Source organism: Cellulomonas sp. ICMP 17802 (genome assembly GCF_041295535.1).
In the GTDB taxonomy this organism is placed as follows: domain Bacteria; phylum Actinomycetota; class Actinomycetes; order Actinomycetales; family Cellulomonadaceae; genus Cellulomonas.
In genome coordinates, this window is sequence record NZ_JBGFQZ010000036.1 from 1 (window position 1) to 23155 (window position 23155).

The following is a 23155-nucleotide window of genomic DNA, read 5'->3' on the forward strand; positions in this document are numbered from 1 at the left end:
GGGGGATGGGTCAGGAGCAGCAGGAGGGCGACCTCCCCATGGACGAGATCCTCACCGAGATGGTGCGGCTCGGCGCGTCCGACGTGCACCTGACCACGGGGACCACCCCGATGGTGCGGATCAACGGCTCGCTCAAGGCGCTCGACGGCTTCGGGCAGGTGCAGCCCGAGGGCCTGCGCCGCACGCTGTACGCGTTCCTCACGCAGAAGCAGCGCGAGAAGTTCGAGACCAACCTCGAGCTCGACCTCTCGTACGCCGTCCGCGGCCTGGCCCGGTTCCGCGTGAACATCTACCAGCAGCGCGAGTCGATCGGCGCCGCCTTCCGCGTGATCCCCTACGAGATCAAGCCGCTCGAGGCGCTCGGCGTCCCGGCGGTCGTGGGCACGTTCGCGGGCCTGCCCCGCGGGCTCGTGCTGGTCACCGGCCCCACGGGCTCCGGCAAGTCGACCACGCTCGCCTCGATCGTCGACCTGGCCAACAGGACGCGCGAGGACCACATCATGACGGTCGAGGACCCCATCGAGTTCCTCCACCGCCACAAGAAGTGCGTGGTCAACCAGCGCGAGGTCGGCCAGGACACCCACTCGTTCGCCAACGCGCTCAAGCACGTGCTGCGGCAGGACCCGGACATCATCCTCGTCGGCGAGATGCGCGACCTGGAGACCATCTCGGTGGCCCTCACCGCCGCCGAGACCGGTCACCTGGTCTTCGCCACCCTGCACACGCAGGACGCCGCGCAGACCATCGACCGCGTCATCGACGTGTTCCCGGCCCACCAGCAGGCGCAGGTGCGCACGCAGCTGGCCGGCGCCATCCAGGGCGTCGTCTGCCAGACCCTGGCCAAGCGCGCCGACTCGCCCGGCCGTGCCGTCGCCACCGAGGTGCTCGTGGCCACGCCGGCCATCCGCAACCTCATCCGCGAGGGCAAGACCCACCAGATCTACTCGGCCATGCAGGCCGGCGCCAAGCAGGGCATGCACACCATGGACCAGCACCTGTCCGAGCTGGTCAAGACCGGCAAGATCAGCTACGAGACCGGGCTGGAGAAGTGCCATCACGTGGAGGACTTCAACCGACTGACCGGCCGGTTCTCCGGCGGCTCGCAGGGCGCCGCAGGCCTGGGTGACCAGGCGAGCATGGGCGGCTCCTCGTACGGAAGCCAGGCGCTCTGATGGCCAACGGGACGAAGACCTACGAGTACGCCGTCCGGGACAAGGGCGGCAAGATCGTCAAGGGCCGCGTCGAGGCGGCCAACCAGGCTGCGGTCGCCAACCGACTGCGCGAGATGGGCCTCGCGGCCGTCTCGATCTCCGAGGTCAGCACGGGCGGCTTCAACACCGAGATCAACATCCCTGGGTTCGGGGGGAACAAGATCTCGCTGAAGGACCTCGCGATCATGTCGCGGCAGCTGGCCACGATGATCGACTCGGGCCTGTCGCTCCTGCGCGCCCTGACGATCCTCGCCGAGCAGACGGAGTCGAAGCCGCTGGCCAAGGTGATCGCTCAGGTGCGCAACGACGTCGAGGTGGGCACCGCGTTCTCGACGGCGCTGACCAAGCACGCCGACGTCTTCCCGCCCCTCATGATCAACATGGTGAAGGCCGGCGAGGTCGGCGGATTCCTCGACCAGGTGCTCGTCTCGATCGCCAATAACTTCGAGGCCGAGGTCAAGCTCCGCGGGAAGATCAAGTCCGCGATGACCTACCCGGTCGTGGTCTTCATCGTGGCGATCCTGGCCACGACCGGCATGCTGCTCTTCATCGTGCCCGTCTTCGCCGGCATGTTCGCATCGCTCGGTGGCGAGCTGCCGCTGCCCACGAAGATCCTGATGTGGCTGTCGCAGTTCGTGAAGATCACGATCATCCCGACCGTCGTCGCGCTCGTGATCTTCTCCGTCTGGTGGGGCAAGCACAAGAACGACCGGGGGATCCGGGAGCGGACCGACCCCTGGAAGCTCAAGGTGCCCGTTTTCGGGCAGCTCTTCCGCAAGATCGCCGTCTCTCGGTTCACGCGCAACTTCGGAACGATGATCCACGCCGGTGTGCCGCTGCTGCAGGCCCTCGACATCGTCGGCGAGACCAGCGGCAACCTGGTGATCGAGCGTGCGGCGAAGGCGGTCCAGGAGTCCGTCCGACGTGGCGAGTCGCTGTCCGGCCCCCTCGCTCAGCACCCCGTCTTCCCGCCGATGGTGGTGCAGATGATGGCCGTCGGCGAGGACACCGGCGCGCTCGACACGATGCTGGGCAAGGTGGCGGACTTCTACGACCAGGAGGTCGAGTCGACCACCGAGCAGCTCACGAGCCTCATCGAGCCCCTCATGATCGTCGTCATCGGCGCCATCGTCGGCTCCATGGTCATCGCGATGTATATGCCCATCTTCGGCATCTTCAACCTGATCAGCTGACATTTCGGACGAACGGTGCTGAGCCGGTCGAGTGAATGTCTGGCGGTAGCGATCGAACGCTCAAGATCGGTGCGGACGCGGTCGATGCTCGGGATGCATGACTGACCCGGCCCAGCCGGACTGACCGTGACATCGAAATGCATTCATCACAGACTGGGGAGCTGACAATGATCGCTCGCGTTCGCAAGTCCATCGAGGAGAAGGACAAGGGCTTCACCCTTATCGAGCTCCTCGTCGTCATGATCATCATCGGGATTCTCGCGGCCATCGCGATCCCCGTGTTCCTGAACCAGCGCAAGAAGGCCGAGGACGCCGCGGCGAAGGCCGACGTGTCGACCATCGGCAAGGAGGTCGCCACCTACTTCGTCGACTGGGACGGGACCACGGCCGTCACGATCGCCGGCCCGACCGCTGGCAAGTGGATGGTGAACGGCGCGTCCATCGGCAACGCCTCGAAGAACGTCGTCCTCGGGACCACCGCCGGACTGGGCAGCGACACCACGTGGTGCGTGTCGGTCACGAACCCCAAGGGTGACAAGTCCGTCACGGGCTTCAAGTACTCGGCGGCCGGTGGCCTCGAGAACGGCACCTGCTGATCCAGCTGCGTCATACGGAGAGGGCCGGCCGACACTGTCGGCCGGCCCTCTCCGGCATTCTGCCGCGCCTTTGTCGGAAACGTTGCTCCAACCGGGTGAACGTACTGTCAGCGCGGGATTTTCGGCTCAAGGAGCGAGCCGGCGCCGACGATATGAGATTTGCATGCTGGCGTGGCCTGGTCATCCGGCACTGAACTTCTGGAACTCACGACAACAAGGGAGCTCGCTGTGATCGCTCGTATCCGCAAGTCCATCGAGGAGAAGGACAAGGGCTTCACCCTTATCGAGCTCCTCGTCGTCATGATCATCATCGGTATCCTCGCGGCCATCGCGATCCCGGTGTTCCTCAACCAGCGCAAGAAGGCCGAGGACACGGCCGCCAAGGCCGACGTGTCGACCCTCGGCAAGGAGATCGCCACGTACTACGTCGACTACGACGGCACGACCGACCCGACGCTGTCGCAGACGGCCGCGACCGGTGGCAAGTACCAGATCGCCGCCGGTGCCGGTGCCGCTTCCGACCTGGGCAACGCGTCGAAGAAGGTCGCCCTCGGCGACGGCGTGCAGTTCGTCGGTGCGGGCTCGCACGACCAGTCGTGGTGCGTCGACGTGACGGACGCGTCGGGTGACAAGGCCGTCGTCGGCTTCAAGTACTCGGCCGCTGCCGGCCTCGAGGCTGGCGCCTGCTGAGCCTGACGGCTCATCGTCGGATGGGGTGGGAAGCATGTGCTTCCCACCCCATCTCGGCAGTTCCAGATCGGTAGACGACCGAGTCGTCGACCGGGCATTACGTCTCGGGTGATCCGGCCTCCGGTGGAAGGGCACAACATGGTCACGGCGTCTCGACGCAGGAGTGGTGAGCAGCGCGACAGCGGGTTCTCGCTCATCGAGCTCGTCATCGCGATGGTGGTCATGGGCACGATGTCGCTCGCGGTCATCGGCGTGATCATGAACGCCCAGGCGCAGGGTGTGACCAACCGGAGCCGCATTGGGGCGGCGAACCTCGCGGCTCGCGAGATCGACCTCGTGCGCGAGCAGTTCGCGGCCTCGGACTCCGGTCCGATCGACCTCGCGAACGCCGGCCTCGTGGTGAATCCGCACCCTCTCGCCGGCGGGACCGCCGGGCAGCCCCTGAAGCTGGACGGCCAGACCTACACCGTCAAGCGGCTCGCGGAGTGGAACATCTCCGGTACCGGGGCGTCGGCGTGCGAGGGCGGCTCCCTCGTCGCCTACCCGAGCCTCGGTATCACCGTGACGGTGACCTGGCCCAACATGCGCTCCGTGAAGCCGGTGGTCAGCACGGCCGCCCTGGCTCCGGACAAGGACACGGGTATCCCCTCGACCGACTCGTTCGTCGCAGCCAAGGTGCTCGACCAGTCGGCCGCACCGCTGTCCGGCATCCTCGTGACGGCGACGGGCGGGGCGACCAGCTCGGCCTACACCGACTCCACCGGTTGTGCGGTGATCCGAGTGACTCCCGCCACCGGGGGGACCTCGTACACGGTCAAGGTCGCGGACTCGAGCTATGTCGACCTCTCCGGAGTCGTGAACCCGAGCAAGGCCACGGGGCTCATGAACCCCGGATCGATCTATGCCGGAGCGAGCTTCACGGTCGGCCGAGCCGGCAGCGTCACGGTGCGACTCGTGCGTTCCGACGGCCAGGCGCTGACGAACGCCCAGGTGGCCGGCTCGGCGCTGACGCTCGTCGCCACCCAGTACTCGGGTGCAAGCGGCGCCAGCGCCCGTACGGCGACCGGCGTCTCGACGACCTTCACCGGCCTGTACCCCACGTCTTACGGCGCGTACTTCGGGAGCGTTGCACCGACGTCCGGGTACACCGTCACGCCGCTACCCGCCGGGGGGGCCGTCACGATCGACGTGCCGTTCGAGATGGCGACCGTCGACGCGACCCTGATGCCAGCAGGGACGACGAGCGTGCTGGCGGTGCCGGCGGGCACAGCTGCAACCTGCCCCGCCGGCGTCGGCGTCAGTGCCGCCGTGTCGGGCGGCGCTGCCCACTTCACTCTGATGCCCGGGCTGTACGACTTCTACGCGAGCGGGACACAGTTCGCCTGCTCGCCCGGTCCGACCGGTCAGAGTCTCGCCTCCGGCGACAACAACGACGTCGCGTGGGCCGCGACTCGCCTCCGCCTGGTCAGCGTCCCCGCGGGGGGCACCGTCTGGGCGGTCAACAAGCAGGCGTCGGGGATCACCTCAGCGACGACGTGCCCCGCGCCGTCGGCCGCTCTGGCCATGAACGTCGACGGCGCGCGGAGCGCTCTGATCGATCTCCCCGCGGGCAGCTGGTGGGTGTGGCAGACGGACGGTGCCTACAACGGCACCTGCACCAGCTATCCCGATCTGATCAACTCGTTCGCGACGACGTACGGCACCGACACCCAGAAGACATGGGGTGCGACGCCGCTGTACTCGACCTTGACGATGTCGAACATCACCGCGTCGCGCTACCTCGTGATCAGCACCGCCGTGACCAGCGGGACGTGCACGGCCACGACCGTGCCGACGACAGGCACCAAGTACACGTCGACGACAGGGACCACGGCGAACGGACAGAGCCTGTCCGTCTCCTCGGTGCCCCGACCGACGTCCGGTCAGCTCACCTACTACGCGTACCTCTGGAACAAGACGGGGTCGAACGGGAGCATCGGGTGCACGGCGGTCGGGACGTACGTGGTTGGACCTGCGACCGCGTCGCTCACGAGGGCGTCCGGCACGGGATCGGTGGGACCGTGACGACCCGACTGCGCCGGCACGTCCCGGCCAGCGAACACCCCGAGCGCGGGACCTCCTTGACCGAGCTCCTCGTCACCATGCTGATCTTCGGGGTGGTGCTCGCCGCGATCATGACGCTGTCGATCGGCTTCATGAAGACCAACGGCCAGACGACCACGCGGCAGAACCAGGTGGACACGGCGCGGGTGGTGGTCGAGACGGTGAGCCGGAACCTCCGGACGGCCGTCATGCCGAGCCAGCTCACGTCCACCTGCTCCGGGTGCACACAGGACGCGTTCGTGGTCGGCAAGGACTTCGCCGTCCAGTTCTACGCGAACATCAACAACCCCGGAAACTCGGTCGGCCCGAGCCGGGTGACCTACACGCTCTCGACGAGCGGCACGACCGCCGGCGACCTCGTCGAGAAGATCCAGGTCCCGGACTCCAACGTGCCGACCGCTTCGGGCTATGTCTACTGCGACGCGGAGGCCGTCGGGGCGTCGGCCACGTGCAAGGCGAGGCTCAAGACACGGACGGTCGCCAAGGGCGTGCAGTCGAGCGGTCAGCCGATCTTCGCGTACTACGACGGAGTGGGCGCACGGTTGTCGCCCGCCACCGCCGGAGGGTCGCTCTCGTCCCTTGACCTCTCCCACGTGCTGTCGGTCGAGCTCATGGTGTCCGTGCAGGCCAAGACGGGCATCAAGGTCGATCCCACGACATACATCCAGCGCCTGACGCTGCCCAACGCGCAGGCCGTCCTGCGACAGGAGGAGACCCCGTGACCAGGTCATGGCGTACGCCCCGGCGAGGAGATGACGAGGGCATCGCTCTCGTCATGGTCATCGGAGCGATGCTCGTGCTCGCGATGCTCGCGATGACCGCGCTCGCCTACACGGTCTCGAACCAGCGCTTCGCGCGGTACGACCAGGACACGACCGCGACGATGTCTGCCGCGCAGTCAGGCATCGACGACCTCATCGCACGCCTGAACAGGGACGACGGCTACTACTCGTCCATCGACTGCACCAACGTCGCGCTCAGGGGACCGGGCGTCACCGGCAACCTGTGTGGCTGGACCAGCGCGACGCCTGTCGGGTGGCTCCCGGTCTCGCCGGGCGTCACGGGCCCCAAGGCGGCCTACTTCCACTACTCGATCGACTCGTCGCGCGCGGGCACGGAGGGCACGATCACCGTGCGGTCCACCGGGCGCGTCAACGGCAAGTACCGGACCGTCGAGGCGGCCGTCGGCAAGGGCGGTTCGACCGACTACGTCTACTACACCGACTTCGAGTCGGCCGACCCGTCCAACGTGCAGGCGTACACCAAGGCCCGGGTCGATGCGCTGAACGCGACCCAGAAGACCGCGTGCGGTCTCAACGGGTACGACAGCGCGCTGTACTGGTGGGAAGGTCGCTCGACCAACGGTTGCCAGGAGATCTCGTTCGCGACGGGCGACACCCTGGAGGGCTCGGTGTTCTCCAACGACTCGGTCTCGGCGAACAACCCGACGTTCACCGGGGGCTTCCTCTCGGCGAACCCCGACTGCAAGAACGTCACCGCCGTCACCACGACCTGGAAGTACTGCCTGCGACTCACGAGCGGCACGTACAGCACCGCCAACTTCAGCGGGGTCAAGCCGCAGTACTCGACCGCGCTGTACCTCGACGACACGTCCTCCGCCTTCACGGCCGCCCCCGGCTGCCACTACAAGGGCTCGACCCGCATCATCTTCAACTCGAACGGGACGATGACGGTGTGGAACAAGGTCGTCAACGGAGGCGGTAGTCCGACGGCGATCCTTGCGCCCGGCATCACCTCGCTCGACTGCGGGTCGCTGACCGCGCTCGACAGCACCGCCGGGGCCAACGTGACGGTGCCCGACAACATGGTGATCCAGGTGGGCGGTGCGTCCGGCACGCACTCCCGGTGCGACGCCGGCCAGCTGGGCGGGACCGGCAGCTCCGCGCTCCCGCTGGGGACCTACACGAAGGCGCTCGCCGCGGCCAAGCCCGCTACGGGGACGTCGTATTACACCTACGACGCCACGATGAAGGAGACCACGAAGTACTGCCAGGAGGGCAACGTCTACGTCGAGGGCACCGTCAAGGGCCGCGTGACCGTGGCAGCCGAGCAGTCGATCGTCGCCACGGGCGACATCATGCTCGCGGGCGGGCTCAACGGGTCGGACATGCTGGGGCTCGTCGCGACCAACACCGTCGAGGTCTTCCACCCGTACATGGCTCGCGTGAACGCGACCGGGTCCGGGTGCCCGACGGCGTCGACCTGCAAGTGGGACGACACCAACCCGACCGAGAGCGGCACCGGCGCCGGGGCCGTCACGGGCTGGCCCGCGAACTACCCGGCTCCCACCGGGTCGACCGACTTCGTCGGCATCGAGATCATGGGGTCGATCCAGACCCTGCAGCACTCGTTCTACGTCCAGCGCTACGACAAGGGCACCGGCGAGGGGCAGCTGCGGGTGGACGGCTCGATCGCCCAGCGCTGGCGCGGCATCGTCGGCACCGGCAACGGCGACACTGGCTATCTCAAGAAGTACGTCTACGACACCCGGTTGAAGTACGCGGCGCCGCCGTACTTCCCGCGCTGGGTGAACGCGCAGTGGTCCCAGCGCTACTTCGGCGAGATCAGGACGCCCACGGCGCTCAAGAACTGAGAGGCGACGACGTCGGGTTCGGCCGCCACGGTTGTCCCGTGGCGGCCGTCCCGCGTTCGCGCCACAGAAGCTGTGCTCGAGAACGCCTCAGGTTCCGTCGCCATCGAGCCGATCACCCTCCTCATGGACACACGCAGCGCCCCGGGCCGGTCTGGACAGCTGAACGGAAGCGCGTCCCGGTGGTGAACGCTGGGCTCGCGCACGGACCGCTGACCGACATCGCCACCGCGCTCGCTTCGCCGGCGGACCGGAGCCGTTCCGGCGGGGACGGCAACCCGTGACCGCGCTGCTGGTGGTCGTCGCCGGGATCGTCGGGCTCGCGATCGGTTCGTTCCTCAACGTCGTCATCTGGCGGGTTCCGCGCGGAGAGTCGGTCGCCCACCCGCCGAGTGCGTGCCCGCGGTGCGGTCACGCCATCCGCTCGCGTGACAACGTCCCCGTTCTCTCGTGGCTGCTGCTGCGCGGCCGGTGCCGTGACTGCGGGAACCCGATCTCCGCTCGGTATCCGATCGTCGAAGCGGCAACCGGCGTCCTCTTCGCAGCTACGGCCTGGTGGACGGGCCCCTCCTGGGTCCTGCCGGCGCTCCTCTACCTGGTGGCGATCTCGGTCGCCCTTGCTCTGATCGACCTCGACACGAAACGGCTGCCGAACGCGATCGTCCTGCCGAGCTACCCGGTCGCCTTCGCGCTCCTGACGCTCGCCAGCTGGAACCCCGGGGGCACGCCCGACTGGGCGGCACTCGTGCGCGCCCTCATCGGTGCTGCCGTGCTCTACGCCATCTACCTCGTGACGGTGGTCGTGTATCCGGCCGGTATGGGATTCGGTGACGTCAAGCTCGCAGGAGTCCTCGGGCTGTACCTCGGATGGTTCGGCTGGGGCGCGCTCTTCGTCGGGTGGTTCTCCGCCTTCTTGTTCGGCGGGATCTTCTCCGTCGCGCTGCTCTTCTCCGGTCGGGCCGGGCGCAAGTCGGGGATCCCCTTCGGGCCGTGGATGCTGCTCGGCGCTGCTGTGGGCATCGTCCTCGGTGAAGCCTTGTGGTCGTGGTACCTCGCGGTGCTCTGAGCAGCGGGGGAGCACCAGTTTCATTCCCGGATCCGCCTCAAGTCGGGTCGCACTACACCCGATAGGACGAATGAACTCAACCGTCCGTCGGAAGGACCCTCGTGGCCACCACACGCGTCATCGGGCTGGACATCGGCTCGTCTTGCGTCCGCGCTGCGGAGCTCGAGTTCGGGAACGGCGGGCCTACGGGCAAGACGCCCCCGACACTCGTCCGCTTCGGTCAGGTCGCACTACCTCTCGGCGCCGTGCGCGACGGTGAGGTCGTACAGCCCGAGACCGTCTCCAGCGCTCTGCGCCAGCTCTGGGCGCAGGCGAAGTTCGAGTCGAAGGACGTCGTCATCGGCGTCGGCAACCAGCGGGTCATCGTGCGCGAGCTCGACCTGCCGTGGATGCCGCTCGCGCAGCTCAAGGCGTCGCTGCCCTTCCAGGTCAGCGAGCTGCTGCCCATGTCGACGGACGACGCCCTGCTCGACTACTTCCCGACCTCGGAGTTCGACGGTCCTCAGGGCCGTACCGTGCACGGGATGCTCGTGGCCGCCCAGCGCGACACCGTCAACGCGAACGTCATCGCCGTCGAGGGTGCCGGGCTTCGGCCCCGGATGGTGGACCTGAACGCATTCGCTCTGCACCGGGCACTGGCTCGCGGCGACCTCGCGAAGGGAACTGCTGCTCTCGTCGACATCGGCGCGACCATCACGACCGTGGTGATCTCCGCGCACGGTTCGCCGCGCCTGGTCCGGTCCCTGCCGACCGGTGGCCAGAACGTGACGGCCGCCGTCGCGAGCTCCCTCGGCATCGCCGCCGCGGAGGCCGAGGCCGTCAAGCGCGAGGTCGGTATCGGCTACGCCGTCGGTCCCGAGAGAGCGGACGCCGCGGAAGCGATCAGCACCGTCGTCCGTGCCCTCGTCGAGTCGGTGCGCAACACCTTCGTCTACTACGCGGGCAACAACCCTGGAGCGGGGATCGACGTCTGCGTGCTGACCGGCGGCGGCTCCCACCTGCCCGGTCTCGGGCAGTACCTGTCGAGCGCAAGTCGCCTGCCGGTGACCCTCGGCGACCCGCTGGCCGGGCTCCGGTCTGCGAAGACCGTTCAGCGCGAGGCGCTCAACGGACATGAGTCCTTCATCGCCCTCCCCGTCGGGCTGGCCTACGGAGTTGCAGCATGACCACCCTCATCGAACGTCCGCGCTCTCGGTCGGGCGGAGGCAGCGCCCTGAGCGGCACCCTTCCGCAGGTCAACCTGCTGCCCCCCGAGGTCCGCGCTGCCCGAGGGCTGCGCGCGACCAAGCGCTGGCTCGTGATCAGCCTCATCGTGACGGTCGTTGCGTGCGTCGGCGGGTTCGGTCTCGCGCTCATCTCCGGCGCGAGCGCCGCGGGTGAGCTCGTGGACGCTCAGGACGCGACCGCACGACTGCAGGCCGAGGAGGCGAAGTACGCAGAGGTTCCGCAGGTCCTCGGTGCACTCAACGAGGCCGAGCGTGGACGCACTCTGGGCATGTCCACCGACGTGGACTGGAAGAAGTACATCGACGCGCTGGCCGCGGTCCTGCCGGCCAACGTCAGCATCGACACGATGAACGTCGTCCAGGCGACTCCCATGACACCGGCGGCTCCTCCGGCCGACTCTCTGCAGGGCCCGAGCATCGGGCAGATCCAGTACTCGGCCAGGACCTCGACGATCCCCGACACCGCGGCGTGGATCGACGCGCTGAACTCCGTTCCCGGCTTCGCCGACGCGTGGGTCAGCTCGACCGCGATCACCGAGGACGAGCACGGCATCTACTACCAGGTGACGGGCACGGTGCAGGTCACCGATGCCGCCTACACGCACCGGTTCGACGCAACCGACGGGGAGGGCTGACATGGGCGGCGCCAAGAAGAGCACATGGGTCGGCGGAACGGTCTTCGTTGCGATCGTGATCGTGGCTGCGGCGTGGTTCCTCGCGATCTCCCCGACGCTGTCCGCTGCGGCCGACCTGCGTTCGCAGGCCGAGCAGACGCGGCAGCAGAACGACCTGCTGGCGATGAAGGTCACCAAGCTGAAGGCCGACTTCGCCAAGCTTCCCGAGTACCAGGCGAGCCTCGCGGCGATCCGGACGCAGATCCCCGTCGACGGTGACCTGGCGAACTACCTGCGTCAGCTGGACCAGATCGCGGTCGCGCACTCCGTGACCCTGACCGCCGTGACGCCGTCCGCGGGACAGTCGATGGAGCTCGCGACGCCGGTCGAACAACCGGCTCCGGCCCCCGCCTCTGCCGAGGGCACCGAGGCGGCGGCTTCCGCCGCCGAGAGCGGTGACGGGTCGACGGCAGCCGAGGCGCCTGCCAGCGGTGTCCCCGCCGGCATGACCGACATCCCGTTCTCCATCACGGTGCTGGGCTCGTACGACAACACGCTCGCCTTCCTGTACGACCTGCAGCACACGACGCCGCGTCTCTTCCTGGTGTCCGGCTTCGCGTCGACCGCGCAGCAGCAGGCCGACGCGACTGCCGGGAAGCCGTCCACCGCTGTGGGTGACCAGGAGATGGTCATCGGCGGCTTCGTGTACGCCATCCCGGATGCGGCTGCTGTCCCCGCACCCGTCGATCCCGCCGCGGCTCCTCCAGCCGTGCCGGGTCCGGTGCCCGGCAAGAACCCGCTGGTCCCGATCACCGGTCGCTGACCGACGCACTGACACGGTCCACCCCCCGGGCGCTCGCCCGAGGGGTGGACCGCGTCATGGGAGGATCCGTCACATGCTTCGTTGGTTGACCTCCGGTGAGTCCCACGGCCCGGCGCTCGTCGGCATCCTCGAGGGCCTGCCGGCCGACGTCGAGGTGCAGAGCTCCGACATCCAGGACGCGCTCGCCCGGCGCCGGCTCGGCTACGGCCGGGGGGCCCGGATGAAGTTCGAGCGTGACGAGGTGCGCCTCCTCGGCGGGGTGCGGCACGGGCGCACCCAGGGCGGTCCCGTCGCCATCGAGATCGGCAACACCGAGTGGCCCAAGTGGGTCGACGTGATGTCCTCCGACCCCGTCGAGGACCTCGACGTGCTGAACCGGGCGCGGAACGCACCCTTGACCCGGCCCCGACCCGGTCACGCGGACCTGGTGGGCATGCGCAAGTACGGGTTCGACGACGCGCGCCCTGTGCTCGAGCGCGCCAGCGCGCGGGAGACCGCCACCCGCGTGGCGCTCGGCACGGTGGCTGCGCGATTGCTCGAGCAGGCGGCCGGCGTCCGGCTGGTCTCGCACGTCGTGAGCATCGGCCCCGTGTCCGCCCCCGAGGACGCCGCGCTGCCGACGCCCGACGACACGGCCCTGCTCGACGCCGACCCCGTCCGCTGCTTCGACGCCGACGCGTCGGCCGCGATGGTCGCCGAGATCGACGAGTGCCACAAGGACGGGGACACGCTCGGCGGCGTCGTGGAGGTCCTCGCCTACGGGCTCCCGTCGGGGCTCGGCTCGTACGTGCACTCCGACCGGCGCCTGGACGGCCTCCTCGCCGCCGCGCTCATGGGCATCCAGGCGATCAAGGGGGTCGAGGTGGGCGACGGCTTCCGCACCGCGGCCCGCCGGGGGTCGCAGGCGCACGACGAGATCGAGCGCGACGCCACAGGACGGATCGTGCGCCGGACCAACCGGGCCGGTGGCCTCGAGGGAGGCATGACCAACGGCGAGATCCTGCGCGTCCGCGCGGCCATGAAGCCCATCTCCACGGTGCCCCGCGCGCTCGACACCGTCGACACGGCGACGGGTGAGGCCGCCAAGGCGCAGCACCAGCGCTCGGACGTCTGCGCGGTCCCGCCGGCGGCGGTCGTCGCCGAGGCGATGGTCGCGCTGGTGCTTGCCGACGCGCTCCTGGCGAAGACCGGGGGTGACTCGGTGGCCGAGGTGCGTCGCAACCTCGAGGCGTACGTGGCGTCGATCCCGGACCTGCTCGCCTGATGCCCGAGTTCTCCTCCGCCGGCCCCGCCATCGTGCTCGTCGGCCCGCCCGGATCCGGCAAGACGACTGTCGCGCTCGCGCTCGGCGAGCGCTGGCAGCTCACCGTCCGGGACACCGACGCGGATGTCGAGAGGGTCGCCGGCAAGGCGATCGCCGAGATCTTCGTCGAGGACGGCGAACCGGCGTTCCGTGCCCTCGAGCGGGACGCGGTCCGGACCGCTCTCGCCGCGCACGACGGAGTCCTCGCCCTCGGCGGCGGTGCCGTGCTGGACCCGTCGACGCAGGAGGCCCTCGCGGCGTACGCAGCGGGTGGGGGAGTCGTGGTGTTCCTCGACGTGACCCTCGCGCACGCCGCCCCGCGGGTCGGGTTCAACCAGTCCCGGCCCCTGCTGCTGGGCAACCCGCGCGCCCAGTGGCAGGCGCTCATGGAGGCGCGACGCCCGGTGTACGAGGCGCTGTCGACGGTCCGCGTGCTGACGGACGGTCGCCGGCCGGCCGACGTGGCCGAGCAGATCGAGCAGGAGCTCGCGGTCCTGCGCCGCGGCGAAGGGAGCCCGTCATGACCGAGTCCCGGACCGTCCGTGTCGAGGGCGACCAGCCGTACGACGTCGTCATCGGACGCAACCTCCTGGGTGCCCTGCCCGACCTGCTGGGCCAGAGCGTGCGGCGCGTGCTCGTCGTGCACCCGGCGGCGCTGGCGACCACCGCCGACGCCGTGCGGGAGGACCTGCGCGCGCACGGGTACGAGGCGTTCATCGCCGAGGTCCCGGACGCCGAGGAGGCCAAGACCGCGCAGGTCGCCGCCTTCCTGTGGCAGGTGCTGGGCCAGGCGGACTTCACGCGGTCCGACGCGATCGTCGCCGTCGGCGGGGGAGCGACCACCGACCTCGGGGGGTTCGTCGCCGCCACCTGGTTGCGCGGCATCCGCGTGGTGCAGGTGCCGACGACGCTCCTGGCGATGGTCGACGCGGCCGTCGGCGGGAAGACCGGCATCAACACCGCGGAAGGCAAGAACCTCGTCGGGGCCTTCCATCCACCCGCCGGCGTGCTGTGCGACCTCGCGGCGCTGGAGTCGATGGCGAAGCACGACTTCGTCGCGGGGCTGGCCGAGGTGGTCAAGTGCGGCTTCATCGCGGACCCGCGCATCCTCGAGCTGGTCGAGCAGAACACCGCAGTGCTCACCGACCCGGTCGCGGCGGCGTCGTCGCCGGTGCTGCTCGAGCTGGTGGAGCGCGCCGTGGCCGTGAAGGCACGGGTCGTCGGCGAGGACCTCCGCGAGGGGGGCCTGCGCGAGATCCTGAATTACGGGCACACGTTCGCCCACGCGATCGAGCACGTCGAGCGGTTCCAGTGGCGGCACGGCGCGGCGGTCTCAGTGGGCATGGTCTACGTGGCTGAGCTCGCACGCCTCGCGGGACGGCTCCCGGACGAGGTCGTCGACCGGCACCGGTCGATCCTCACCTCCCTCGGGCTCCCCGTCACCTACCGGGGAGACCGGTGGGAGCGCCTGCTCGCGGCCATGCGCCGGGACAAGAAGACGCGGGGGGACCTGCTCCGGTTCGTCGTGCTGGAGGACATCGGCAAGCCCGTGCGGCTCGAGGGTCCGGACCCGACGCTGCTCGCCGCTGCGTACGCCGAGCTGAGCGAGGGCGCGCCCGCCCCGTCGCGTGCGATCTCCCTCTGACCAGCGCGGCCGTCACCTAGGCTGCCTCGCATGACGCGCGTGCTGGTGCTCAACGGTCCCAACCTCGGCCGGCTGGGGGTGCGCGAGCCCGAGGTGTACGGCTCGGCGACGCACGCCGACCTGGTGGACGCCGTCGCTCGGTGGGCCGCCGACCTGGGCCTCGACGTCGACGTCCGCCAGACCGACGACGAGGCCGTGCTGATCGGCTGGCTGCACGAAGCGGTCGACGCGGCCGCGCACGTCGCCCTCAACCCCGCGGCGTTCACCCACTACTCGTACGCGCTGCGCGATGCCGCGGCGCAGGTGACTCACGCCGGGCTGGTCCTGGTGGAGGTGCACCTGTCCAACCCGTACGCGCGCGAGGCCTTCCGGCACGTCTCGGTGATCGGCCCGGTCGCCACCGGCACGGTCGCGGGATTCGGCCTGGAGAGCTACCGCCTAGCGCTGGAGGCGATCGCCGCGCGTCGCTGACCTCGTCGGGCGCGGGATTCCGACGTGCTGCCGAGGATTCGTCGGCAGGACCTCTGAATCGCCGGTTGTCCGAGGCGCCCACAGCCCCTCCCGGGAGGGCTGGGGCCTCCGGATCGGGCAGCGGGGGCCGTTGTCGGGCTCGGCGTGGGCAGGGTCGCCGCGTGACTCTTCGTGGTCGGGACTGGGTGCCCGAGGCTGCCGCGGCTCAGGCCGGCGTGTTCTCCGTCGAGCAGGCCCGGGCCTGCGGGCTGTCGCGCCACCAGGTCGCCCAGCGGCTCCGCAACCGGTCGTGGACCCGGATCGTCGGCCGTGCTCTGATCTGCTCGGTCGTCCCCGTCGGGCCCTACCAGCAGGCGCACGCTGCCGCCCTGTGTTGGCCCGACGCCGTCGTCTGCCTGGGCACGGCGGCCCGGCTGCACGGGCTGCCGGTCCCCGATGACGGGCTCATCCACGTCGATGTGCCGTCGCCGCGCCAGCATCGAGGGCCGCTGCGTGTGCACTCCTACCCGCTCGGACCGCTCGACGTCGCGCGGGTCGGCGACGCTCGGGTCACCACGCGCGACCGGACGATCATCGACTGCCTGGGGCGCCTGGGGCCTCGGGAGTCCTCCGCGCTGGTCGCCTGGCGATCGGTCGGCGGCTGGTCGACGCCGAGGTCCTGGCGACGTGGGTGGCCGACCACCCGCACGCGTGGGGCAACCTGCAGCGGCGCACCGCCGTCGCGCAGCTGGTCGGACGCGTGGCCAGCCCTGCGGAGCAGCTGCTGCACGACCTCCTGCGCGCCGGGGGGATCGTCGGGTGGACCGCCGGGGCGTCGTTGCGGGAGGAGATCGGGGTCGCCGCCTCGGCGGACGTCTGGTTCCCGGACGTCCGACTCGTCGTCGAGGTCGACGGGCGGGCGTTCCACGGACCGGATCGGTTCCAGGCGGACCGGACCCGTCAGAACCGGCTGGTCGCGGCGGGGTGCACGGTGCTCCGATACACCTGGGAGGACCTCACGCAGCGGGCGTCGATGGTGCTCGCACAGATCCGCGCGAACCTGGCGCGCCTGCGGTGCGGCAGATGACGCCCGAGATCCAGAGAGTCTGCCGACGAATTGTCGGCGCGGGCTCGGATTCTCCCGCGGGAAGGCCGGGGGCGTCGGCGGGTCGGGCTCCGGGCTCGGAGCTCGGCGCCGGGCCCGGGGAGCGCGGCAGTGAGCACGGAGGGTGCACGGTACGATAGTCGGCGGTCTGCGGCCGCTGATGCCGCGCACACCCCATGGGAGCGCCCCCGGCGGACCGCGCAGAACACTCACTCGACAGGAAGCGACGATCGTGGCGACCACCAACGACCTCAAGAACGGCACCGTGCTCAAGATCGACGGCCAGCTGTGGACCGTCATCGAGTTCCAGCACGTCAAGCCCGGCAAGGGTGGCGCCTTCGTCCGCACCAAGCTGAAGAACGTGCTGTCCGGCAAGGTGGTCGACCGCACGTTCAACGCCGGCCTGAAGGTCGAGACGGCCAACGTCGACAAGCGCGACATGCAGTACCTGTACAAGGACGGCACCGACTTCGTGTTCATGGACACGGACACGTACGACCAGGTGCACATCCCGGAGGTCACGGTCGGCGACGTCGCCCACTTCCTGCTGGAGAACCAGAACGCCATGGTGGCGACGAACGAGGGCGTGCCGCTGTACGTCGAGCTGCCCCCGTCGGTGGTCCTCGAGGTCACGTACACCGAGCCGGGCCTGCAGGGCGACCGCTCGTCGGCGGGCACCAAGCCCGCGACGCTGGAGACCGGCTACGAGATCCAGGTGCCCCTGTTCCTCGAGTCCAACACGAAGGTCAAGGTGGACACCCGTGACGGGAGCTACCTCGGCCGTGTGAACGACTGAGGTGGGTGCGCGCACCAAGGCCCGCAAGCGGGCCCTCGACGTCCTCTTCGAGGCCGACCAGCGGGGGATCGACCCCGTCGGGCTGCTCGCGGACCGCATCGCGGAGCCGGGCACCGAGACGTCGCTGCCGCAGTACTCGGTCGACCTGGTCGAGGGCGTGATCGCGCGGCAGGACCGCATCGACGAGCTGCTCGCCACGCACGCGCACGGCTGGACCATCGACCGCATGCCGGCCGTCGACCGCGCGCTGCTGCGCATCGGCACGTGGGAGATCCTGTTCAACGACGACGTGCCGGACGCCGTCGCCGTGGACGAGGCGGTCGAGCTGGCGCGGTCGCTGTCCACCGACGAGTCGCCGCAGTTCGTGAACGGCCTGCTCGGCCGGATCGTCGACCTGAAGCCGACCCTGCTCGCCTGAGCTCGCGGCGCCGGCGACCGAGCCGGCAAGGCGTCGGCGTCAGAGCCGGCGGGGCACCGCCGTCAGGCGCCCGCCGTCGCGGCCCGAGATCGGCGTCGGCACGCCGACCGACCGCAGGGAGCGGCCCGCCTCGGCGACGACGGCGGTGGCCCCCGTGGTGGGCCGCGGCCCGCGGACCGGGAGGTTCGCCGCCGCCCGGCCGAGGAAGTTGCCCTGCACCCGCGTGACGCCCATGTCGGCGAGGGCCGTGAGCTGACCGGGCGTCTCCACGCCCTCGGCGACGATGGACAGGCCGTGGGTGTGCGCCAGCGCGACGATCGCGCGGACCACCCCGCGGCCGCGTTCGGTGCCCATGTCCCGCACGAACGAGCGGTCGATCTTCAGCTCGTCGACGGGCAGCCGCGCGATGCGGGCCAGGGAGCTGTACCCGGTGCCGAAGTCGTCGACCGCGATCCGGGCCCCCCGCGCGCGCAGCTCCGACAGGACCGGCACCGCCGAGGACGTGCGGACCAGGGCGCTCTCGGTGATCTCGAGGGTCAGGTGCTCCCAGAACGCGTCACCCCAGGCCGTCTCGATCTGCTCGAGCGCGTCGGGCTCGGCCAGCTGGCGCGCGGCGACGTTGACCGACACGGGCATCTGGAACCGCTCGAGCGCCCGGCGGGCCTGGCTGAGCACCTCGAGGCCGATGGGGACGATGAGGCCCGACTCCTCGGCGAGCTCGAGCCAGTCGGCCGGCAGGATGAGGTTGCCGTGATGGTCCCAGCGGGCGAGCGCCTCGACCTGCACGATCTCGAGGGTCTGGGCGTCGACGATCGGCTGGAAGTAGGCCGTGAAGTGGCCGGCGGCGACGGCGGCCTCGAGCGCGGCGCGCTGGTGGCGCTCGGCCTCGACGCGGCGGCGCAGCGCGCGGTCGAAGACGCGGAAGCCGGAGCGGGAGCGCTTGGCCTCGAGCATCGCGGTGTCCGCGTGCCGCACCAGCCCGTCGGCGTCGACGACGTCGCCCGGCACCCACGTCGCCACGCCGACCGTCAGGCGGGCGGGCCGGCTCCCGCCGGTGCGGTCGACGAAGCCCTCGCGCATCGCCCGGGCGATCGCGACGAGGTCGACGTCCTGCGGCGCCCGGGCCAGGACGATGACGAACTCGTCGCCGCCCACGCGCCCGACGAACGACTCGCGGTCCGGGAGGGCGGACCGCAGGTAGTCGGCGACCCGGACGAGCAGGGCGTCCCCGTGCGCGTGCCCGTACGAGTCGTTGACCCGCTTGAAGCCGTCGAGGTCGCAGTAGATGAGTGAGACGCGGGTGCGCTCGACGTTCGCGCGCTCGAGCATGGCGAGCAGGTGCTCCTCGACGGCCCGGCGGTTGGGCAGGCGCGTGAGGGGGTCGGCGAACGCCGTGGTGTGCAGGCGCTCGCTCAGCTGGTAGCGCTCGGCGGCCGCGGAGACGATCTGCGCCAGGTCGATGAGGAAGGTGCGCGCCTGCGGGGTGTGCTCGATCTTGTCGGCGGAGAACAGCTCGGTGACGAACCGGTCGCGCGCGATCGGCCGCAGCGACCCCTCGAGGCTCGGGTCGCGCAGGATCGTGCGCGCCTCGTCGCGGGCCGTCAGCAGAAGCCCGTCGGCGTCCTTGACGAACCAGGCGGAGTTGGCCAGCCGGGCGAGCGCGTCGCGCATCTGGTTCTGGCGCACGGCCGCGTCCTGCGCGTCCCGCAGCCGGTTGAGGGCGAGCACCTCGATGCCGACCGCGAGCGGGATCGCCCAGAGCGCGGCGAGCATCGCGCGCAGGCCGGAGTCGCGGACCAGGACCCCCGCCGTGAAGATGGCGAGCGACTCCCCGCCGGCGATCACGAGCAGCGAGCCGAACGCCGTGAGGCGGGTGCGCCCGACGGCCACCACCACGTAGGAGATGACCACGGCGGTCGGCAGGAGCAGCAGGCCGGCGGCGAGGACGTCCGCATCCGCGACGAGGCCGTCCATCGGGACCCACCAGAGCACGGCCCGGGCGGTGAACAGGGCGATCGCGGCCCACAGCCAGTACCTGAACTTGGGTCCGCCGGCGATCGCGCGCGTGGCCGGGATCGCGATGATCAGGAAGCCGGCGACGAGCTGGGCGTGCACGAACACGAGGACGTCGCGCACGCTGCCAGCCGTGGTCAGGGCGAACAGACCGCCTGCCAGCAGCACGAGCGCCATGTCGATCGACCACGCCAAGGACCACGCGGCGCTGGCGGGCCGGACCTCGCCCCGCCACCACACCCACTGGAGGACGCAGAAGCCCCCCACCAACCCTGCAGCGAGCAGCTGCAGCACGGTGACCCACGTAGGCACGGTTCCGAGCACGAACGGGACATCGTCACGTCGGTGCCCTGGGATGACGTGGCATCCGGGTGACCTGTCATGTCACCCATGACCGGAAGGTGTGGCGCCGGCTGGCATCATTCAGCCGTGACGTCGACCCCCACCGCCGTGCGGCTGCCGCGCAGGACCGTCGCGGGCTACGCGCTCGGCTCGGTCGGCACCGGCGGCTTCGGCACCCTGCCGGGCCTCGTCCTGGCCTACTACCTGACCGACACGCTCGGCGTCGCGGCCGGCCTGGCGAGCCTCGTGGTGACCGTCCCGAAGCTGTGGGACGTCGTCATCGACCCGTTCATCGGCGCCGCGTCGGACGTGTCCGCCGCCCGGCACGGCAGCCGCCGTCGGTTCCTGCTCGCCGGCGCGGTCACCATCCCGCTGTTCTTCGCGGCCGTCTTCGCGACCCCCGTCGCGCTCGTCGGCTCGGCGGCGGCCACCTGGGTGGTCGTCGCCTTCGTGGCGGCCGCGACCTCGTTCAGCGTCTTCCAGGTGCCCTACATCGCGCTGCCCGCGGAGATCGCGCCCGACTACCAGTCGCGGACCCGCCTGCTGGCGCCGCGGATCGCCGTGCTCGCCGTGGCGATCCTCGCGTTCGGCGCGGGCGGTCCGCTGGTGCGCGACGCCGCCGGCGGCGGTCGCGCCGGGTACGCCGTGATGGGCGTGGTCGGCGGGCTCGTGATCGGGCTCGGCATGCTCGCCGCGTGGGCCGGCGCTCCGCGGCGGGCAGCGGTCGCGGTCGCCGCGGAGCCGCCCGTCGGTCCCCGCCCCGAGCGGCGCGGCGACGCGCTGCGTCTCGGGGTGTCGGCCCTCCGCGAGATCCCGGCGTTCCGTCGCCTGCTCTCGACGTTCGTGCTGCAGGCGCTGGCCACCGGGGCCATGCTCGCGGGTGCCCAGTACGTCGCCACCTACACGCTGGGATCCGAGGGGGCGGTGACGTTCCTCTTCGTCGCGCTCGTCGGGCCCGCCCTGCTCGTCATGCCGCTGGCGACGCGAATCTCGCGGCGCGTCGGCAAGCGCGCGGCCCTCGTCGGCGCCACCTCCCTGTTCGCCGTCGCCGCGCTCTCGCTGCTGCCCATGCGGTGGGCGCCGGGCGGCTGGGTCTACGTGTCCGTGGCGCTCGCCGGGGTCGCGTACGCCGGCATGCAGCTGTACCCGCTGGCGATGCTGCCCGACGTCGTGGCGGTCGACGCCCGCGAGCGCGGCGAGGACCGGGCGGGCGTGCTCGGCGGCGTGTGGACGGCGGGGGAGACCGCGGGGCTCGCGCTCGGCCCGACCCTCGTGCTGGGCATGCTGGCGGTCACCGGGTTCGTCTCGCGGACGGGGGACGTGACCGTGACGCAGCCGGCGTCGGCGCTCACCGGCATCGCCGTGGCGTTCTCGGTGCTGCCCGCCGCGCTGGCGTTCCTCAGCCTGCTGCCCCTGGCCCGCTACCCGTTGTCGGAGGCCGTGGTCGACGCGGCCGTCGTCGGCTCCACCGAGGAGGCCCACCCGTGAGCACCGCCGCCCGCCCCGCCGCCGACGTCCTGGCGGACCTCACCGCGCTGCGCGCCGGTGACCCGCCCACGCACGGCGGACGCGTGCTGTCGTACGTCTACGACCCCGGCCGGCCCGACCTGGACGCGGTGGCCGCCGAGGCCGTCCGCCTGTTCCTGCCGGTCAACGGCCTGGACCCGACGACGTTCACGTCGGTGGCCGCCCTCGAGCGCCGGCTCGTCGCGTTCGCCCGGGACGTGCTGCACGGGGACGCGGGCACGGTCGGGTCGGTCACCTCGGGCGGCACGGAGTCCTGCATGCTCGCCGTGAAGTCGGCGCGCGACCTGTGGCGGGCCGCCGACCCCGGGCGGGTGCACGCCCGGGCCACGCTGGTGCTCCCGACGACCGCGCACCCCGCCTTCCACAAGGCGGCGCAGTACCTCGACCTCGACGTGGTCCCCGTGCCGGTGGACCCGGTGACCGGCACCCCGTCGGCGGCCGACGTGCTCGCGCGGGTCGACGACCGCACCGCGCTCGTCGTCGTCAGCGCCCCGAGCTACCCGTTCGGCGTGGTCGACCCGGTGGTCGAGGTGGCCGCGGGGGCTGCGGAGCGCGGCGTCGCGTGCCACGTCGACGCCTGCATCGGCGGCTGGGTGCTGCCGTGGTGGGGCGACGCCGCCGCGCCGTGGGACCTCGCGGTCGAGGGCGTGACGTCGATCTCCGCGGACCTGCACAAGTTCGGCTACGCGCCGAAGGGCGCCTCCGTCCTGCTGTACCGCGCGCCCGAGCGGCACCGCGCGCAGTACTTCGCGACGACGGCCTGGCCCGGGTACCCGGTGGTGAACCCGACGATGCTCGGTTCGCGCGGGGTCGGCGCGATGGCCGCGGCGTGGGCGGTGCTCGAGGTGCTGGGCACCGACGGGCTGGCGGAGCTCGTCGCGACCACGCGGCGCACGACCGACCGCCTGCTGGCGGCGGCCTCGGGCATCCGGGGCCTGCGGGTGGTGGGCGCGCCCACCGGGCCGCTCGTCGCGCTCGCCACGGACGAGTCGGTGCCCCCGGCCGAGCGCGTCGACCCGTTCACGTTCATCGACGAGGTCCGCCGGCGGGGCTGGCTCCTGCAGGCCCAGCCGGCCATGGACCAGCCGGGCGGTGCGCCCCTGCCGCGGACGGCCCACCTGACCGTCACCGCGGTCACCGGCGCGATCGTCGAGGAGCTGGTCGACGCCCTGGTCGCGGCGGCCGACGCCGTGCGCGGCCGGCCCGCGGCGGTGCCGGACCCGTCCCTGGCCGGCCGGGTGCTGAGCGAGGGGCTGCCCGACGAGCTCGCGGGGGTCATGGCCACCCTGGAGGCGCTGCCCGCCGAGGTGGTCCACCCGCTGCTGGTCCAGGTCCTGGCCTCCGCGATCGACCCGTCCCGGGAGTGATCTTCGTCGCGTGAGACGGGGCAGGAGCTGCCGCCCGTGCGCGGTAGAGTGGCCGC

At 71.0% G+C, this 23155-nt stretch carries 21 protein-coding genes; 20 read left to right on the forward strand and 1 reads right to left on the reverse strand.

The features are described 5' to 3' along the window. From AB5970_RS17380 to nusB, 18 genes are all read left to right on the forward strand, one after another. A partial coding sequence (locus AB5970_RS17380) for a type IV pilus twitching motility protein PilT (RefSeq protein ID WP_370505201.1) occupies positions 1–1172 on the forward strand: 1172 nt, incomplete at its 5' end. Beyond that, the gene (locus tag AB5970_RS17385; protein WP_370505202.1) at positions 1172–2404 is read left to right on the forward strand and encodes a type II secretion system F family protein; all 1233 of its coding nucleotides are present in this window, start codon (positions 1172–1174) and stop codon (positions 2402–2404) included. The genes AB5970_RS17380 and AB5970_RS17385, both read left to right, overlap by 1 nt. Positions 2405–2571: 167 nt before the next feature. Further along, positions 2572–3000: a type II secretion system protein gene (locus AB5970_RS17390; protein WP_370505203.1), complete on the forward strand. Its 429-nt coding sequence runs from the start codon at positions 2572–2574 to the stop codon at positions 2998–3000. A 228-nt stretch (positions 3001–3228) separates the two neighbouring features. Then, a complete protein-coding gene (locus AB5970_RS17395) occupies positions 3229–3690 on the forward strand; it encodes a type II secretion system protein (protein WP_370505204.1) in 462 nt (153 codons plus the stop codon). Between the two features lie 138 nt (positions 3691–3828). Then, positions 3829–5754 (forward strand): type IV pilus modification PilV family protein, encoded by a 1926-nt coding sequence (locus tag AB5970_RS17400; RefSeq protein WP_370505205.1) that lies wholly within the window; start codon positions 3829–3831, stop codon positions 5752–5754. A 56-nt stretch (positions 5755–5810) separates the two neighbouring features. After that, complete coding sequence (locus AB5970_RS17405; RefSeq protein WP_370505206.1) at positions 5811–6515, forward strand: PilW family protein; 705 nt, start codon at positions 5811–5813, stop codon at positions 6513–6515. Positions 6516–6568: 53 nt separating this feature from the next. Beyond that, positions 6569–8407 (forward strand): hypothetical protein, encoded by a 1839-nt coding sequence (locus AB5970_RS17410; RefSeq protein ID WP_370505207.1) that lies wholly within the window; start codon positions 6569–6571, stop codon positions 8405–8407. Positions 8408–8684: 277 nt separating this feature from the next. Beyond that, positions 8685–9470, forward strand: coding sequence for a prepilin peptidase (locus tag AB5970_RS17415; RefSeq protein WP_370505208.1), 786 nt, complete (start codon positions 8685–8687; stop codon positions 9468–9470). Positions 9471–9571: 101 nt separating this feature from the next. Further along, positions 9572–10636 (forward strand): type IV pilus assembly protein PilM, encoded by a 1065-nt coding sequence (gene pilM / locus AB5970_RS17420; RefSeq protein ID WP_370505209.1) that lies wholly within the window; start codon positions 9572–9574, stop codon positions 10634–10636. Further along, a complete protein-coding gene (locus AB5970_RS17425) occupies positions 10633–11331 on the forward strand; it encodes a fimbrial assembly protein (RefSeq protein ID WP_370505210.1) in 699 nt (232 codons plus the stop codon). The genes pilM and AB5970_RS17425 overlap by 4 nt, the downstream gene beginning before the upstream one ends. A 61-nt stretch (positions 11332–11392) precedes the next feature. Continuing rightward, complete coding sequence (locus tag AB5970_RS17430; RefSeq protein WP_370505211.1) at positions 11393–12133, forward strand: hypothetical protein; 741 nt, start codon at positions 11393–11395, stop codon at positions 12131–12133. A 73-nt stretch (positions 12134–12206) separates the two neighbouring features. Then, positions 12207–13397 (forward strand): chorismate synthase, encoded by a 1191-nt coding sequence (aroC, locus tag AB5970_RS17435; protein ID WP_370505212.1) that lies wholly within the window; start codon positions 12207–12209, stop codon positions 13395–13397. Beyond that, positions 13397–13960, forward strand: coding sequence for a shikimate kinase (locus AB5970_RS17440; protein WP_370505213.1), 564 nt, complete (start codon positions 13397–13399; stop codon positions 13958–13960). Before aroC ends, AB5970_RS17440 begins: the two co-directional genes overlap by 1 nt. Beyond that, positions 13957–15081: a 3-dehydroquinate synthase gene (gene aroB, locus AB5970_RS17445; protein ID WP_370505214.1), complete on the forward strand. Its 1125-nt coding sequence runs from the start codon at positions 13957–13959 to the stop codon at positions 15079–15081. The genes AB5970_RS17440 and aroB overlap by 4 nt, the downstream gene beginning before the upstream one ends. A 30-nt stretch (positions 15082–15111) precedes the next feature. Beyond that, on the forward strand, positions 15112–15552 hold the full coding sequence (locus AB5970_RS17450; protein ID WP_370505215.1) for a type II 3-dehydroquinate dehydratase: 441 nt from the start codon (positions 15112–15114) through the stop codon (positions 15550–15552). Between the two features lie 670 nt (positions 15553–16222). Further along, positions 16223–16618: an endonuclease domain-containing protein gene (locus tag AB5970_RS17455; protein WP_370505216.1), complete on the forward strand. Its 396-nt coding sequence runs from the start codon at positions 16223–16225 to the stop codon at positions 16616–16618. 250 nt (positions 16619–16868) lie between these two features. Beyond that, complete coding sequence (gene efp / locus AB5970_RS17460; protein WP_370505217.1) at positions 16869–17432, forward strand: elongation factor P; 564 nt, start codon at positions 16869–16871, stop codon at positions 17430–17432. Position 17433: 1 nt separating this feature from the next. Next, entirely contained in the window at positions 17434–17850 is a 417-nt protein-coding gene (gene nusB, locus AB5970_RS17465; protein WP_370505218.1) for a transcription antitermination factor NusB, read from the forward strand. Positions 17851–17889: 39 nt separating this feature from the next. Here nusB and AB5970_RS17470 read toward each other — a convergent pair whose 3' ends face one another. Further along, complete coding sequence (locus AB5970_RS17470; RefSeq protein ID WP_370505219.1) at positions 17890–20175, reverse strand: putative bifunctional diguanylate cyclase/phosphodiesterase; 2286 nt, start codon at positions 20173–20175, stop codon at positions 17890–17892. A 117-nt stretch (positions 20176–20292) separates the two neighbouring features. Between AB5970_RS17470 and AB5970_RS17475 the strand changes: the two genes are divergently transcribed. Next, positions 20293–21693 (forward strand): MFS transporter, encoded by a 1401-nt coding sequence (locus AB5970_RS17475; protein ID WP_370505220.1) that lies wholly within the window; start codon positions 20293–20295, stop codon positions 21691–21693. Continuing rightward, positions 21690–23099 carry a pyridoxal phosphate-dependent decarboxylase family protein gene (locus tag AB5970_RS17480; RefSeq protein ID WP_370505221.1) on the forward strand — a complete coding sequence of 470 codons (1410 nt, stop codon included), beginning with the start codon at positions 21690–21692 and terminating at the stop codon, positions 23097–23099. The genes AB5970_RS17475 and AB5970_RS17480 overlap by 4 nt, the downstream gene beginning before the upstream one ends. Positions 23100–23155 lie beyond the last annotated feature (56 nt).